The organism is Flavobacterium sp. TAB 87 (assembly GCF_001529295.1).
GTDB lineage: Bacteria > Bacteroidota > Bacteroidia > Flavobacteriales > Flavobacteriaceae > Flavobacterium.
In genome coordinates, this window is sequence record NZ_LLWK01000028.1 from 35,688 (window position 1) to 52,040 (window position 16,353).

Genomic DNA, 16,353 nt, shown 5'->3' on the forward strand with positions numbered 1-16,353 from the left:
ATGAGTGAAGTAAAAGCATGCTCGCAAGTTGGTTGTGATATTCGAAATGACGGTAAGTGTTTGGAAGGACTTGATCAAGAATGTCCTCATTTTTATTGGGATGACAATGCGGATGATGAAGAGATCGCAGAAAATGAAAGTCCATCAGTGGTAAAAAAGTCTTCAACGAAAATCGAAGTTTTTAAAGGTGCAGAACTGAGTCTTAAAGAAATGTTATCAATAACTCAAAGATACCCATGCGATTTTGTGACAATTTTAGGGGATTTAGATTGTGGAAAAACTACTCTTTTGGCAACGATTTTTGACCTCTTTCAAATTGGACAATTTAAAAAGCACTTATTTGCGGGATCATTAACTCAAAAAGCATTTGAGGTAAGAAGTCATCTTTCTAGAATGTCATCGGGTTCAATCAAAGCAGATACAGAGCGAACAAAAACTCTTGATTTTAGAATTTTGCATATAGCAATTTCGAATTTCGATTTATCTTTAAAAAAGCATTTTTTACTATCTGATATATCTGGTGAAACTATTCAGCTGGCAAGAAGTTCTGGATCAGCAATGAAAGAGTACCTTGGAGTGGTAAAACTAGCTAACCATATAATTTATATAATCGATGGGGAGAAACTAGCAGGTTCCGAAAAAACCGCAGCATTACATGATGCTCAATTATTTATTCAATCAGCATTAGATAATAAAATCTTTAATAGTGAGACAGTTCTGAATGTCCTTATTTCAAAATGGGACCTTTTAGAAAACTTGGCCACTTTTAATTTAGAGGAGTTAGTTGTAAATAAAATTAATAAACGTTTTTCAGCAAAGCTAAAGGCAATCAACTATAAAAGAATAGCTTCTAGGCCACATGACGAAAACTTGACAGCAGTTGATATGGGATTTGGATTACAAGATTTAATTGAGGACTTGATGAACTTTCCTTTACTTCAAAAAAGGTTAACTTTGCAATCGGAAGTTTCAGAACGATTTATCAATAACTATAAAGTAAATGAAAATGAACGATAAAGGTATATTGTTTTCTGGTTTGCCTGAATCAGGTAAAACTACGTTTTTAGCTGCTTTATGGTATTATGTTTTCAATGCTGTTGATGAAGGAGAATTTGAGTGTGATAGTCTTGAAAATAGTGAATTAGAGTACCTGAATCTGATTAGTAGGAATTGGGCAAGCTGCAATAGTGTTATTCGAACAAATCAAAGTAAAATTGAACATGTTAATATTAAACTTGTTAATAAATTTACCGGAAGTTCCATGATATTAAATATCCCGGACATTTCTGGTGAAACTTTTAAAACACAGTTTACTGACAGAGAATGGAACGAAGAATTTGATAATCTGCTGCAAAATGTTCACGGCATTTTACTTTTTATTGATCCAAGGGATGTGAAAAACAAGCCAAGGTTTATATATCACGAAAATCAAAATTTTAAATATTTTGGAGAGGATATGATTAATACTACCTCGGAACAGCCATGGACAGAGGATTTAGTTCCAAGTCAAGTTAAATTAGTTGATTTTTTACAAATGGTTGATTTTAATACACCAGATGTTTTACGCAAAATTTCGGTTGTTATATCTTGTTGGGACTTAACGGATGGTAAAGAAGACCCTGAAATTTGGTGCAAAAATGAGTTACCACTTTTACATCAATATCTCACAACGAACAAAGATCTTTTTAAAGTAAAATACTATGGGGTAAGTTCCCAGCGAGGAGATTATGAAAATTCTAATATTAAAGACTCTCTTCTTTCTAAAGATGCACTTGAACGAATTAAAATTGTTGAAGGTTCAGAAATTTCAAATAATATTTTAAGTCCGATACTTTGGATAACGAATGAAGATACAGATTGATCAAACGCTCCATGGCTACCAAAATGGCCATCAATTACTAATGTCATCTTCGCCACTGTCTAGTGAAGCGAAGAAGGTTCTATTGGTCCAGTCTGATTTATCAGGTTCAAATATTGATGATGGATTTAAAGTATATATTAGTGGATACCCATTAGCAACTCACTACGCATTTAGTAAAACGTGGTATGCAGATGAAATGAAAAGACCTGGATGTGTTTGGACGCACACTTTATTAATTCAATTTTCGGATTTAGGAAAAATACCAGATTTAGATCAACTATTGGCGTATTTTGTTCGTCCATTGAAAGATGATTATGGAGATTATTCAATGCCTATATTGTTTGAAAAGGATGAATTTAAAAACTCAAGTACGTTTTTTGATAACTATTTAACTGCTAAACCGTTATTAACTGCTCTATACGATTATCCTGAAAAAACTATTATTTGTCCAGCCTATAATTCTATGGATTTTGAAAAGGATATAGTACAGGTGTGGAGTAATCAATGGCCCCGATTAAGAAGGAATTTTTCTTTTTGTACAGGATCATTAAATTTAAAAATTATTGATGGTGCTGAATTTGATTTTCAAATTGTACCTGCACGAAATATAAGCTCAATAGAAAAGCAAAGTTTGAACTGCTATACTATAAATAAAGAAAATGACCAAATAGAGGATAAATGGTCTGATCTTTTTTGTAATAGTTCAAAAAATAAGTTGCGCAAATTTCTTTGGTTTTATGGATCAGATATTAATGGTTTAAGAAGAAATTACAAACCTTTGCTTCAATTATTTATGTTTTCAAATATAAAAGATTCTCCATTCTTTTCTATTAATAAGTTAGTTTCAGATGTATTCGCGGATAATGAAGGCCTATTAATCAAAAAAGAGGTTTATAATGATGGACAACTTTTTAATTTCGAAGAGAAAGATCTTTTGCATTACTTTGCTTCACAAATAAATACTGTTAATAACATCAATATAAGTGAAAGGTTGCTAAGTGCTGTTAAATCTGGTAAGATTACTATTGATGAATTTATTGATTTTTATTTTAGTTTTGGACCTGAATTAATTAGCCAAAATATTTGGAATACCATATCAATTGAACCATCAGAAATTATTAATCTCATACTGAGAGATTCTCGTTTAATTTCAGTGTTTTCAAAAAAAATACCTGAAATTGCGACTAAATACAAAACATGGAAGTTGCCCAATGCCGTTCAGTTGCAACTGATAGAAGTGTTAGAAAATTCAATTAATGTTAACTGGGAAAAAATAATTCAGTCAATATTAGAATCTAAAAGTTCGATTCTTTTCCATTTGTTAAGGAATAATGATCCAAGATTATATTATTTAATAAAAATTTGTAACAATAATAAATTTATTAATTGTTCACCAGATGTTGTATCATTAGTTTTTAATAATAAAACCGTTTTAAAGGATTTTATTCGGAAGAATGTTGAGATATTGAGTGAGCAATTTTGCTGTAAGATATTTCAGAATCTAAACTATCATCATCTACATTCTATAAACTTAGATTCGAGTCAATGGATAATTATTTACAAAAAAATTAATGATGACCATACGAGAATTTTCGCATCATGTGCATTACTTTCTATTGGTTTTAATAGAAAAATTTCCAATCCAGTACCAATAATTTCAGCATGTTTTAATGACGTTTATAATTTTGCCAAAAATTCAAAGATTAATTATAATGAATGGCAAATGATTCCTATCGATGCATTTGAGCAAGATGATCAAGACACTTTGTCCTCATTTTTTAGCTATTTATTTGCACCAAAGAAACCTGATGTGCCGAGCTGGGATTACTGTGAATTATTGATTAGAACATTAGTAAATAAATTTATTAAATTTCGTTGGCCATTAAATTACTTTCTTGACAGTCTGAAGACATTTGAAACAACTAAAAGTGCATTTAGTTATGCTCTAGGTTTTAAAAAAGGGAGAAAATTTCTTAAAGATATTTTGGTTAATACCGATAAAAGAAAGATAACTATAAGCAGAGATCAGATTAAGTTAGTCAATTATTTGAGAAAGGAATTATAGGTTTTACAAGCAAAATTTTCTAAGTCTAAGTGATTTTATGTTCTTAAAAATCAAAGAGCTGCAATGTTTTATTTTACTTCGTACTATAAGTTGGAATTAAAATTTTATAAAGTTAGATAAATTCTGGATTATCGAAGAATTTACGAAGTCTAGAGATTTGTTTTGTTCGATTTTTCCTAAAGACTCAACAATTCTGGAAAATGAGCTACAAACCACGTGAATAAATGAAGTTGAGAAAATTATTTATACGTTTAATAAGGGGTTAGACCTGAATAAAAATGAAACGACACAGGATATTTCTTCTTTGTCCCATTATGTGACCACGATTGGCTTTGAACTAAATTAATTTTATTTACAAATTACTCACACAAACTCCCCAATATCAAACCCCTCCAAATCATTTTTATGCAAAAAAGAAGAACCAAAATCCGTTTTTGAAAGTGTACTGTCTAATAGCATGGCTATTTTTTGAGAAGCATCTTCGATAGAATTTTCCAATAGGTCGAATAATTCGGTTCCTTGTATTTTCTGAAGTAGGACTGTTGCTGTTTCCTGTTGAGAGGGTCTCATTTTCTCTTTTTTTAACAACTTTTTTACAGTGCTTAATTCTTCGAAGGTAACCCCTTGGGCAAAACCATTATCGCCATCGGATAATCCATAGCTATTCCATTCTTCTTCTTCCTCCTCAAAATCAGGTACATTCCCAAAAACTTCATCCAGCTCTTCTGTTAGCATTTGTGAATCGACTTTTTCTTCGTCGATATCAATATCAAAATTACCATTAGTTTGTTCCTGCTTTTGCTTTTGACTTTCAGCGGCATTGCTTGGCACTAAAAGGCTTCTTTGAGGCTTGGGTTGTCCCATAATATCAGGTAGCTTCGGATTGTTTTTATCCTGTATTGGCTTTTGCTCCTGATATTTCTTGATGACAATTTTGTCCTTTGCCAATAGGATAATGACGATAATCAGACAAATAACGATTACTGTTTCCATAACATCATTATAAAATTGGTTTGTATTTATCATTAAAACTCTTGATTATCTGCTCTCCAAATTCCTTAAAATGATAATCCAGCAAATTGTCTAAATACGCATAGATAGTGATCTTGTCTTCGCCTATCACCTGAACGATACGGGAAAGTTTTTCGTGAAAATTGGGTCTGATATAGACCGTTTTTCCGTCACGAGCATTGGTATCGATTCTTTTGAAAAAGATACTTTCGTAAGCATCTTCGCCTCCCCTTTTGCCCCTACTCTTTTCCTTACTTATAGATTTTTCTTTTGGAAACTCTTTAGAATTGCTGTTTTCTATTTCCTTTTCTACTGGAATTTGTAATCCTTCCTTTTTTATACCATCAACCATCAGGTTCATCATCAACTCCTCATTAATTTCGGGAGTGTTTTGTTTCTTGTTTTCTTTCTCCATTAGATTACAATTGAATGATTTTTAAAAATTCGTTCATAAATTGATCTAACTGACAAGCTTTCATCAAACGTTCATCAGGAGGCATTACAGTAGAACGAAATACGGTTTTGCTATTCTCTTCGCTTTCTTTGCGGAAGCGAGTACTGTTCTTGATTTGGCTTTGCATAAGACTTAATCCCAACTGCTCGATAAGTTGGTTGTAAACATTGTACAAAGGGGTACTTTCCCTGCCATCGACCTGATTCCAAAATAGATTAATAGTTTCAATAGAAGTTGCTCCTTTTTTCATAATTACATCTTTTAAAAGTTGTGTAAAAATGAGCGTACTCTCCATTACCAAGCGGTCAGCCGTAATAGGAGTAAAAATGTGGTGCATTCCCGCCAAAGCATTCAGGATACCGGGAGTGTTTACCGTTCCAGGGAGATCAAAGAATATTACATCTATCGCAACATTAGAGGTATTTAGAAATTCTTGTGCCGCTTCCAATACGCTTTCCGCTTTGTGCTGAATAATTGGATAGGCTTTTTTGTTGATAGTCGTGAATTGTTTATACGCTAGCTTTTTCAAATGCTCATTTTCCATTACCATCGCAAGGTCCCGAGATTTCATTTTTATCAAACTGTGCTGTGGAAAATCGGCATCAAATACGGCAACATTGTAACCCAATCGATAGTGCATGGTACTTGCAACCAAGGTCGTAAAGGTACTTTTTCCGACACCGCCTTTTTGAGAAGAAAAGGCGATAAATTTTGTTTTGTGATTTGCATTCATATTTCTATTGTTTTAACTTTTTATATATTCAATTACTTGTACATGTACATCTTCACTTATTTGCATAGTACAGTACATCTATTCCTCGCTACCTATGGTTTTAAGTAGTCAATTAGTTACTTAACAAAGTATCTATACATTTATCTGTGCCTTTAAATCTATAGGTAAATAGATAAATATTGACCCGCAGATGTACTTAGAAACCTAAATAGGTCTGTACTTAATCTTATAGTTAGGTAGTACAATCCATAGCTAATTATAGCTATATGAAAGTACTTTTCTACAGTACTACATGCGTAGTTATGTTGTTACTCCCGTACCTAAATATGTATTTATGTTTGTTTATGAGTACAAATAAAGGAGCTAATACATCTATGTTTTAGCAGAAGGTATTTATTGGCTTTTACTGGCATTGTTTGGCAATGCTTCCTAATACAACATTTTAAAATTCTATTATTTACTTTGTTTAAATACAAATTAAATGAACCAATGAAAGGATCAAATCAATATTTGGCTAAGAACTGGAACGGCCTTAAGCCGTTTATTCCCTGCTCTACTAAATCCTGTTCCGCCGAGAGGCGGACGGATTATCTGTTCACCAGAACAGAGCAAGTTGTGTTTTGAGGCACTCGAAATGAATTCCGTGCCTCAAAACAACTTGCCCCCTGCGGCGGGGCTAAAAACTCCCTCCGAAGTCGGGGTTTTCTAAAAATTACAAATGGAATGATGATGGAAGCTCAAGAAGATAATAAACGAAACAAAGTCGGTAGGAATCCCAAAAAGGATCCTAGCATCCATCGCTATGTTTTTCGTTTAACGGATCAGGAAAATGCTAAATTCCTTTCTCTTTTTGAAGCTTCAGGAGCAGACAATAAAGCTCGTTTTATTACTTCCGTGCTGTTTGAAAAGCAAATAAAAACGGTAAAAGTAGATATGGCAGCAATGGATTATTACATGCGATTGACCACTTTGTATGGTCAGTTTCGTGCCGTTGGCGTTAATTACAATCAAATTGTCAAGATATTGTACCGTAATTTTTCCGAAAAAAAAGCAGCCGCTTATCTCTTCAAATTAGAGAAACAAACAATAGAACTAGCGCATTTATGTCGTGCCATTATGCAATTGACTGAAGAATTTGAAGCTAAACATTTGATTAAAAAAGAAGAAATATGATAGCAAAAATAGGTCGTGGAGCAAATCTAATTGGAGCACTTTCTTACAATCAGCTGAAAGTAGATCAAGAAAATGGGGAAGTATTAGCAACTCATAGAATAAGAGAAACAGTTAATGGAAACTATACCGTCAATCAATTATATAGCTCATTTGAACCGTATCTAATCGCTAACAAACGAACAGAAAAACCAGTTTTGAATATCTCTCTCAATCCAAATCCCAAAGACAACGTAAGTGATGAAGACTTTAAAAAGATTGCAAAAGAGTATATGGAACTTATGGGCTATGGAGATCAGCCCTATGTCGTATTCAAACATACAGATATTGAACGCACTCACATTCATATTGTTTCGACCTGTGTAGATCGTTACGGTAAAAAACTACCTGATTCCTATGAAAAATTACGTTCGATGCAAGCTTGCCGTTCATTAGAACAGCAATTCCAATTACAACCTGCAACTGCAAAAAATCGAAATCCAAAAGAAGCAATTTTCAAACCAGTTGACTACAAAGAAGCTAATGTAAAGAGCCAAATAGCATCAGTAGTGAGGCATCTGCCAAAGTATTACCAGTATCAAAGTTTAGGAGCGTATAACGCTTTAATTTCTCTTTTTAATATAACCGCTGAAGAAGTAAAAGGAGAGCTCAATGGCATACCAAAGCAAGGCCTTGTCTATTTTGCATTGAATGAAATGGGACAAAAAGCAACTAATCCATTTAAATCCTCTCTTTTTGGAAAACAAGCTGGAATGGATGGTTTACAAGAATATTTCGAAAAATCGAAAGAAAAAATGAAAACTGAACCTGCAAAAGAAATCCTAAAAAAAACGATCGAAGTTGCGATTCATACCTCTTATGATGAAACCGATTTTAAGAAACAGCTACTAGAACAAGGAGTTAATACGGTCGTTCGAAGAAATGAGCAAGGACGTATTTACGGAATGACTTTTATCGACCATGAATCACGTACCGTTTGGAATGGATCACAATTGGGCAAAAATTTATCTGCTACTATTTTTAACGACTGTTGGAAAGAAACAACATCTCATAAACCTCAGGAAACTATAAAAAGTTCATCGTTCGAATCTAAAAATGAAACCAAGATAGAAACAGAAAAACCACATTCACTTTTTGATTTTGTTGATAGAAATCAGTCAACCCATTCTGTTACTAATTTTGGACTTACAGAAAGCCTTGCTAGTTTATTGCCCGACTCACAAGATGAAGATTACGAAGAACAGGCATTTGCGAATCAAATGAAGAAAAAGGCGAAACGAAGAAATTATCGAGGAAAGAAATAGATTCTTAAGTTCTTCTACAGACAAATAGTGCCACTAAAAGCCATTTTAAGTCACTTCATTTTATGGATTTCTCTTATCTATTAAATTCACTTGCTGAAATTTTAACTAGTTTAAACATGCAAGGAGAAGACGATTTAAGAGGGCTCGCCAAAATAATGGCTTTCATGCGTGCGGTAAGCATTCTATTATTATTGATGCACTTTTACTGGTTTTGCTATAGCTTTTTCTTAGAAAAAGGTTGGACCCTAGAAATCATTAATAAAATACTAGGCAATTTTCAGCGGACTGCAAGTCTGTTTTCTCACACCCTTTACACCAAGATTTTTGCTTTGGTGTTGTTAGCTTTAAGCTGTTTGGGAACGAAAGGAGTAAAAAACGAAAAAATTAGTTGGTCTAAAATATCCGTTGTCTTAATTATTGGTTTTATTCTTTTTTTTTTCAATACACCATTACTCAAGCTATCCGCAAGCCTAGCTACTTCTTTATATATCGTGACCACCTCATCAGGTTATATTTCGTTAATGATGGCTGGCGTTTGGATTAGCCGTTTGCTTCGTACCAATCTCATGAACGATGTATTTAATAACGAAAATGAAAGTTTCATGCAGGAAACCAAATTGATGCAAAATGAATATTCCGTTAATCTGCCTACGCAATTTTATTGTAAGGGCAAATGGAATAAAGGATGGATTAATGTGGTAAACCCTTTTCGAGCTTCTATTGTTTTGGGAACACCTGGATCGGGTAAAAGTTATGCAATTATAAATAACTATATCAAACAGCATATCGAAAAAGGATTTTCAATGTATATCTATGATTTTAAATTCGATGATCTTTCCACTATTGCTTACAATCATTTACTAAAGCATAGCGATAAGTACAAGGTAAAACCAAAGTTCTATATTATCAACTTTGATGACCCTAGTAGAAGCCATCGCTGTAATCCTATAAATCCGGATTTCATGACGGATATCTCAGATGCTTACGAATCGGCTTATACGATTATGTTAAACCTCAACCGAAGTTGGATACAAAAACAAGGAGATTTCTTTGTCGAATCTCCAATTATATTACTAGCCGCTATAATCTGGTACCTGAAAATTTATGATAATGGAAAGTACTGTACTTTTCCGCATGCTATTGAATTACTGAACAAGAAATATGTTGATGTATTTACCATCCTTACTTCCTACCCTGATCTCGAAAACTATTTATCGCCGTTTATGGATGCTTGGCAAGGTGGTGCTCAGGATCAGTTGCAAGGGCAAATCGCTTCCGCAAAAATTCCTTTGTCTAGAATGATTTCACCTCAACTGTATTGGGTGATGACTGGAGATGATTTTTCGCTGGACATTAATAATCCAGATGAACCTAAAATTCTTTGCGTTGGAAACAATCCCGACAGACAAAACATCTATTCGGCGGCCTTAGGCTTGTATAATTCGCGAATTATAAAACTCATCAATAAGAAAGGTAAATTAAAAAGTTCAGTTATAATCGATGAATTACCAACGATCTACTTTAGAGGATTGGATAACCTGATTGCCACAGCTAGAAGTAATAAAGTAGCGGTCTGCTTGGGATTTCAAGACTATTCGCAACTGACACGAGATTATGGCGATAAGGAAAGTAAGGTGATCCAAAATACAGTGGGTAATATCTTTAGTGGACAAGTTGTAGGAGATACTGCGAAAAGCTTATCGGAACGCTTTGGGAAAGTATTACAAAAACGTCAAAGTCTAACCATTAATCGAAACGATAAATCAACTTCGATTTCCACACAATTAGACAGCCTGATTCCAGCTTCTAAAATCTCTACACTTACGCAAGGAATCTTTGTAGGAGCTGTTGCAGATAACTTTGACGAACGTATTGAACAGAAAATTTTCCATTCTGAAATTGTAGTCGATAATGAGAAAGTAGCTGCAGAAACAAAGGCTTATAAGAAGATACCCGTTATCTTATCTTTCGTTGATGAAAATGGAGAAGATAAAATGAAAGCAGAAATTGAGGCTAATTATAAACAGATAAAACGGGATATTGTTCTGATTATTGAAACCGAACTGGAACGCATCAAAAATGATCCTGATTTGCAGCATTTGGTACAGGAGGGGTAATTGAAAAGAATATCGACTATTTAGCAGACTTATATATAATCTTCAAATAGTGTAACTAAGCATTCTGTTTATATAAGACCATTCAAGAAACAATCGCAAAATGTTTGTTATTATGTGCAAATTTATTGTTTGTGTTCATATTAACGAACGTTTGTAAAAATGAGTGCGAAAAAACAAATCTTGTTCCCTAAACACCAACTCCTTCTAGAGCAAATGGGTGAGAATATCAAACTATCTCGAAAAAGAAGAAAATTAACTGCTATACAAGTTTCTGAAAGAGCCGATATTGAAAGAACCACATTATATCAAATAGAAAAAGGAAATTCTAGTGTGGCAATAGGTGCTTATTTCAATGTACTAAGAGTATTAGGGTTACAAGATGATTTTTTAAAACTAGCCGCGGATGATGAACTAGGAAGAAAACTTCAATATCTAGACTTACTAAAATAATCAATTTGCCTCATAATTCCCCTCCAATGGAGGGCTGCCCATTAGACATGGTGGAAAAAAATATTTAAAAACAATACTCAACACGTCTCCAGCCTAAACCGATATTTACGTTTATTCGTATTGGCAACAAATGCAGAAACCTAAAATAAGAGGTGTTGAAAGAACTAAACAAGCCAAAGAAAAAAAGGCATTTAGTTTTGAATATGATAAAACTTGGTTAAAAACCGAACAAAAATTTCTCTTAGATACAGACATACAATTATTCGGTGGTCTGTAATAAACCAATCAAAAACAAAATTTCGGAATCTTTCTAGACAGTATGCCAGACAATTGGGGACGTACCTTAATGAAACGTCGCGAAACCCAACAAGCTAGAGAACATAATGAAAAACGAAAAACACTTTATGATATTGATTTTCTATTGGGTGTATATGACGAAAGTCGTATGGGAGCGTTACTATTTAAAACTGACCCAAATGGAGATTTCTTAGACAACAACAAAACCAGTTCTACTCCACCTTGGTCTTCCATTCGAGAATTACAAAATGCAGCTTCTCTATTCGAAAATGATAACGACGATGAAGAAGTGAATAAATGGCTAACAATACTCATGGCACCAGGTTCTTCTTTGGGTGGAGCAAGACCAAAAGCAAATATTTTAGATAATGATAAAAGCCTTTGGATTGCCAAATTCCCATCCAAGACAGATACCATAGACAAAGCAGCTTGGGAATTTTTAGCGTATCAAATAGCAATTAATGCTGGAATCAATATGGCACCCTGCCGTATCGATAAAATCATGGGAAACCATCACACTTTTTTCACGAAACGCTTTGACAGAGAAAATGGTACGAGAATTCATTTTGCATCAGCCATGACCATGACAGGCAACAATGAAGATACTATAAGAGATAATCCTGCTAGCTATTTAGATATAGCCGAATTCATCAGCAATCATGGGGCAAATGTAGAAGCTAATCTGTACCAATTATGGAGAAGATTAGTCTTCAATATAGCTATTTCTAATACTGACGACCATTTACGCAACCATGGATTTATCCTAAGCAATCAAGGTTGGATTCTATCTCCAGCTTACGACCTCAATCCCTCTATTAACAAATATGGTTTAGCCCTCAATATTGATATCGATAATAACGAACTCGATTTCGAATTGGCTAGAAGTGTGGGAGAGTATTATAGATCAAATAATTCTCAAATGGACAAGATCTTTGCTGATATACATAATGCGTTAATAGACTGGAAATTGATAGCTAAAGAAATTGGGATTTCTAGATCAGAACAGGAATTGATGACAAAGGCTTTTCTATTTAATTAGTTTCATATAATACTAAGTTGTTTTGTAAATTTGTTTCCTAATAAATATACAAAAAAACCTTTCGTAAGAATGACCAGTTTCAAAATTCCAGTCAAAATTTGAATAGGTTCATTTGGTTAATTTTTCTAGATTTACAAATTACTACTTTAAATTGGTTAGTCTAAATTAAAATATGTCAACTACAAAATATCAAATTATTAGGTATAATAGATTAGATCGATGCTTTCAAAACTTTGGAAAAGAATATACTATTGATGCTCTTTTAGCTAATGTAAACCAAGCGATTATTGACTATGATTCTAAAAGTGCAGGAATACAACTTAGAACTTTAAGAAAAGACATTGCATTTATGCGTTCGGAAGCGGGATACAATGCACCTATAGAAACTTATAAAAGCAGTAATGGAATTAATTATTATCGATATGATGATAAAATTTTTTCTATAAATAAAAGTCCTTTAAATGATACTGAAGCTGAACAATTAAAAAATGCTATTTCTATTTTAAGCCGTTTTGAAGGCAGTCCAGAATTTGAATGGGTAAATGAAATTGCTCCTTTACTTAATGATAAATTTGGATTAAAAAGTCAAGAAAAGAAAGTAATGTCTTTGGAATCTAATATTGATTACAGCGGTTACGATTATATTACCCCATTATTTAATGCGATCATTAATAAAACTGTAGTTAAAATAAATTACGAGCCATTTGGCAAAGAACCTTTTGATGTGATATTTCATCCTTATTTTTTAAAACAATATAACAATCGTTGGTTTGTATTAGGTTATAATGAGTTTAACCAAAGTCTTCATTGGAACTTAGCCTTAGATAGAATAAAAGGTGAAATCTCAACTACTTCTTATAAATATAATATCGACACAACGGACTGGGAAGAATATTTTGAGGAGATAATTGGAGTTACAAAACCTATAGGAAACAAAGTGACAGAAGTTAAATTATTATTCAGCAAAGAGCAAGCTCCTTATATTAAAACAAAACCGATACATAGTACACAAAAAATTAAAATACAGGAGGATGGTACTTTAGAAGTTCGGATCAATGTTATTCTAAATTATGAATTAGAAACTAGAATACTTTCCTTTGGAGAAAAGGTAAAAGTTGTAGAGCCAGCTGTATTACTCAATATTATTTTAAATAGAATAAATAGGCAATTTGAAAGTTATTAATGAACTGTGCACTCATAATGCACAAATAGTTAAGACCTTTGAACTGTAATTAAAAAACAATTGATTTTATGGCGAAAGTAGTATACTCAAACCCAGTGGAAGTTATCTCATTCAAAATTTTTGGTATTTTCGATGCTTTTAGAACAAATCCTAAATTAAGTCATTTAGAGGATTCTGTACCAGTTGTTCTTTTGCTTGTATCATTATATAAAGATGGTGTAATTTGTGAAAAAACGTTCACTAATAATTTCAGTCTTTCAGATCTTAAAACACTCATTTTTGAGTCAAATCTAGATAAAGAGACTAAGGATACTTATTTATTGATTTTTGATGTACTTAGTGATTCTTTGTCAAAAGTATTTAGTCAACCACTTGGTTATCTAAACTTTCATCTTTTTCAAAACGGGAAAGAAATGCTTTCAGAAAATTTTTCAAATGTAATAGACGACATTATTTATAAGATTTCTAAATCGCAAGGGCGTCATGCGGGTGAATTTATTCAACCTTTAGAATTGACTCGATTAATGTGTGGCTTAGCAAACTTAAGTATGAATTCAAAAGTATTCAATCCTTTTGCAGGTTTAGCTTCGTTTGATATTTATCTTAATAAAAATCAAGAATTTTTTGGCCAAGAGCTAAATAAAAAGACCTGGGCACTTGGTGCTTTAAGACTTATGGCTTACGGTAAACGAGTAAGTTCAGAATATATTTGCGAGGATTCTATTTTAAATTGGCCTAAAAATACAGAAAAGTTTGATTTGATTATTTCGAATCCTCCTTACGGTGTTAGATTTGGCAATAATTATAAAGGTGTTGAGCATGAATTTAGGACTATTGAACAATTTTTAATTAAAAATGGAGTAGATTCTTTATCTGAAAATGGCAAATTAATTGTCCTTTTACCACAAGGTTTTTTATTTAGAGGAATGCAAGAAGAACGATTAAGAACGTTGCTAATTGAAGAAGATTTAATAGACACTATTATTTCCTTACCCGGAGGCTTGTTATTAAATACGGGAATACCATTAATTATTTTAGTTCTTGATAGAAACAAGAAACTACCTGGTAGAGTAAAATTTGTTGATGCTAAGAATTTTGTCAATCTTAAAGGACCAAGAGAAAAGGTATTGAATGACCAAGAATTACTTAGTCAAATAATGGACACTTCAATTATCGATTATTCTGACAATCAAAACGTGGTTAATGAACCTTCTGAAACATATAATTCAACTAGTTCAGCAAAGATTAATTATTTAGTTCGTTTGGTTGACAACAGTCAAATAAAAGAAAATGATTACAATCTGAGTGTTACACGCTATTTCCAAGAACATATTGAAGGTGTAAAACTTAGAGATATTATTGAACCATACAGAGGGCTACGAGGAAATCTTCCTGAAACTGGAAAGCTAATTCGTATTCGTGATTTAAAAGATGATAATGTAAATTTTTTATTAGATGATAAAGCTGTTGAAGAAACAGAATTGAATAGACACATGATTCACCAAATTGATGAATCATGTTTATTATTGGCAATACGTTGGAAAACATTAAAGCCTACTTTTTTTGAGTATAAGGGTAGCCCAATTTTCAAAAGTCAGGATATTTTTTCAGCCAAAATTAAACAAGTAAAAATTGATGAAGTTAACATAGCTTATTTAATCAATGAGCTTCAATCAGAATATGTTCAGAAGCAATTGGATTCATATCGCTTGGGTGCTACTATTCCTTTTATTCGTCAGGTTGATTTACTCAATGTGGTAATTAAATTACCTTCATTGGAGGAACAACATGCAAAAGTTAGTGGAATTATTGAACTTTCTTCAAAACTAAAGGAACTTGAGGTAGAGAAAGAAAATTTATTAAAAGGTATTAAAAAAGAAGAAACCGAAAGTTCAACTTCTTTAAGTCATATTTTAGGAAAACCTTTATTAAGTATAGGATCTTCTCTTGAAATAATTCAAAATACTTTATCTAAAGTATATCCAGAATGGAAAGATTTATTAATTAGTGAAACCAAACAATTTTATATGATTGATGCATTTGAATCCATTTCTAAAAATGTCAAATATATTCAAGAACTAGCAGATGAAAATACTGCTTTAGTAAGTGTATATTCATTCAATTTAATAGAAATTAATTTTCTGAAATTTCTATCTGAATTCGTCAAAAATGAAAAGAAAAGTCTAAAAAACAATATTGACATTAAACTAGATATTCATGAAGATATAAAAGAACAAATGAACAATAAAGTTTTCGTTTTTGGTAACGAACAAAAACTAAAAATTGTTTTGATAAACCTTATCGATAATGCTAAAAATCATGCTTTCATAGAGCCAGACATGGAAAATAAAATAAATATTGAAATACTTCCTTTTACCAGAAATGAAAGAGAGGCCTATTTGTTAAATTATGATATTAATGGACGAAAATCATATGTTGAGATAAGAATTTCAAATACAGGAAAACCTTTTCCAAAAGATTTTACATTAGAAGACTACACAAGAAAAAATTTTGCTGTTGGAAAAACTCGTAACAGAGGTTTGGGTGGTTATGAAGTTAATGAGATAATTAAAGCTCACAATGAAGGAAAAAAAGCGCTGAATATATCTTCTTCAGAAGATGATAAAAAATACAGTTCAACTGTTTCATTTTTAATACCAATAATTTAA

At 32.4% G+C, this 16,353-nt stretch carries 14 protein-coding genes; 11 read left to right on the plus strand and 3 right to left on the minus strand.

Features of this window, described 5'->3' with window-relative positions; translation table 11 throughout:
* Genes AP058_RS02165 through AP058_RS02175 form a run of 3 tightly spaced genes read left to right on the plus strand, consistent with a single transcriptional unit; the run spans position 1 to position 3,926 of the window.
* Entirely contained in the window at positions 1–1,017 is a 1,017-nt protein-coding gene (locus AP058_RS02165) for a hypothetical protein (protein ID WP_066306407.1), read from the plus strand.
* A complete protein-coding gene (locus AP058_RS02170; protein WP_157492585.1) occupies positions 1,007–1,861 on the plus strand; it encodes a hypothetical protein in 855 nt (284 codons plus the stop codon). Before AP058_RS02165 ends, AP058_RS02170 begins: the two co-directional genes overlap by 11 nt.
* Positions 1,845–3,926, plus strand: coding sequence for a hypothetical protein (locus tag AP058_RS02175; RefSeq protein ID WP_066306413.1), 2,082 nt, complete (start codon positions 1,845–1,847; stop codon positions 3,924–3,926). Before AP058_RS02170 ends, AP058_RS02175 begins: the two co-directional genes overlap by 17 nt.
* Positions 3,927–4,289: 363 nt before the next feature.
* Here the strand turns inward: AP058_RS02175 and AP058_RS02180 are convergent, their stop codons facing one another.
* The 3 genes from AP058_RS02180 to AP058_RS02190 are packed head-to-tail and all read right to left on the minus strand — an operon-like array spanning position 4,290 to position 6,124.
* On the minus strand, positions 4,290–4,919 hold the full coding sequence (locus AP058_RS02180) for a conjugal transfer protein TraD (protein ID WP_066306513.1): 630 nt from the start codon (positions 4,917–4,919) through the stop codon (positions 4,290–4,292).
* A 7-nt stretch (positions 4,920–4,926) separates the two neighbouring features.
* Positions 4,927–5,352, minus strand: a complete 426-nt coding sequence (locus AP058_RS02185; RefSeq protein ID WP_066306423.1) for a DUF3408 domain-containing protein — start codon at positions 5,350–5,352, stop codon at positions 4,927–4,929.
* Between the two features lie 4 nt (positions 5,353–5,356).
* The gene (locus AP058_RS02190; protein WP_066306425.1) at positions 5,357–6,124 is read right to left on the minus strand and encodes a ParA family protein; all 768 of its coding nucleotides are present in this window, start codon (positions 6,122–6,124) and stop codon (positions 5,357–5,359) included.
* Between the two features lie 723 nt (positions 6,125–6,847).
* On the opposite strand from AP058_RS02190, the gene mobA reads away from it, so the two are divergent.
* From mobA to AP058_RS02225, 8 genes are all read left to right on the plus strand, one after another.
* Positions 6,848–7,297 carry a conjugal transfer protein MobA gene (gene mobA, locus AP058_RS02195; RefSeq protein WP_197413371.1) on the plus strand — a complete coding sequence of 150 codons (450 nt, stop codon included), beginning with the start codon at positions 6,848–6,850 and terminating at the stop codon, positions 7,295–7,297.
* Complete coding sequence (gene mobB / locus AP058_RS02200) at positions 7,294–8,598, plus strand: conjugal transfer protein MobB (RefSeq protein ID WP_066306431.1); 1,305 nt, start codon at positions 7,294–7,296, stop codon at positions 8,596–8,598. Before mobA ends, mobB begins: the two co-directional genes overlap by 4 nt.
* 116 nt (positions 8,599–8,714) lie before the next feature.
* Entirely contained in the window at positions 8,715–10,715 is a 2,001-nt protein-coding gene (mobC, locus tag AP058_RS02205) for a conjugal transfer protein MobC (RefSeq protein WP_066306514.1), read from the plus strand.
* 159 nt (positions 10,716–10,874) lie between these two features.
* Complete coding sequence (locus AP058_RS02210) at positions 10,875–11,165, plus strand: helix-turn-helix domain-containing protein (protein WP_066306435.1); 291 nt, start codon at positions 10,875–10,877, stop codon at positions 11,163–11,165.
* A gap of 130 nt (positions 11,166–11,295) precedes the next feature.
* A complete protein-coding gene (locus AP058_RS17055; protein ID WP_231739471.1) occupies positions 11,296–11,442 on the plus strand; it encodes a hypothetical protein in 147 nt (48 codons plus the stop codon).
* A 168-nt stretch (positions 11,443–11,610) separates the two neighbouring features.
* Positions 11,611–12,501, plus strand: coding sequence for a type II toxin-antitoxin system HipA family toxin (locus AP058_RS02215; protein WP_231739473.1), 891 nt, complete (start codon positions 11,611–11,613; stop codon positions 12,499–12,501).
* Positions 12,502–12,673: 172 nt separating this feature from the next.
* On the plus strand, positions 12,674–13,684 hold the full coding sequence (locus AP058_RS02220; RefSeq protein WP_066306437.1) for a YafY family protein: 1,011 nt from the start codon (positions 12,674–12,676) through the stop codon (positions 13,682–13,684).
* Positions 13,685–13,752: 68 nt separating this feature from the next.
* Positions 13,753–16,353: an N-6 DNA methylase gene (locus tag AP058_RS02225; protein ID WP_066306441.1), complete on the plus strand. Its 2,601-nt coding sequence runs from the start codon at positions 13,753–13,755 to the stop codon at positions 16,351–16,353.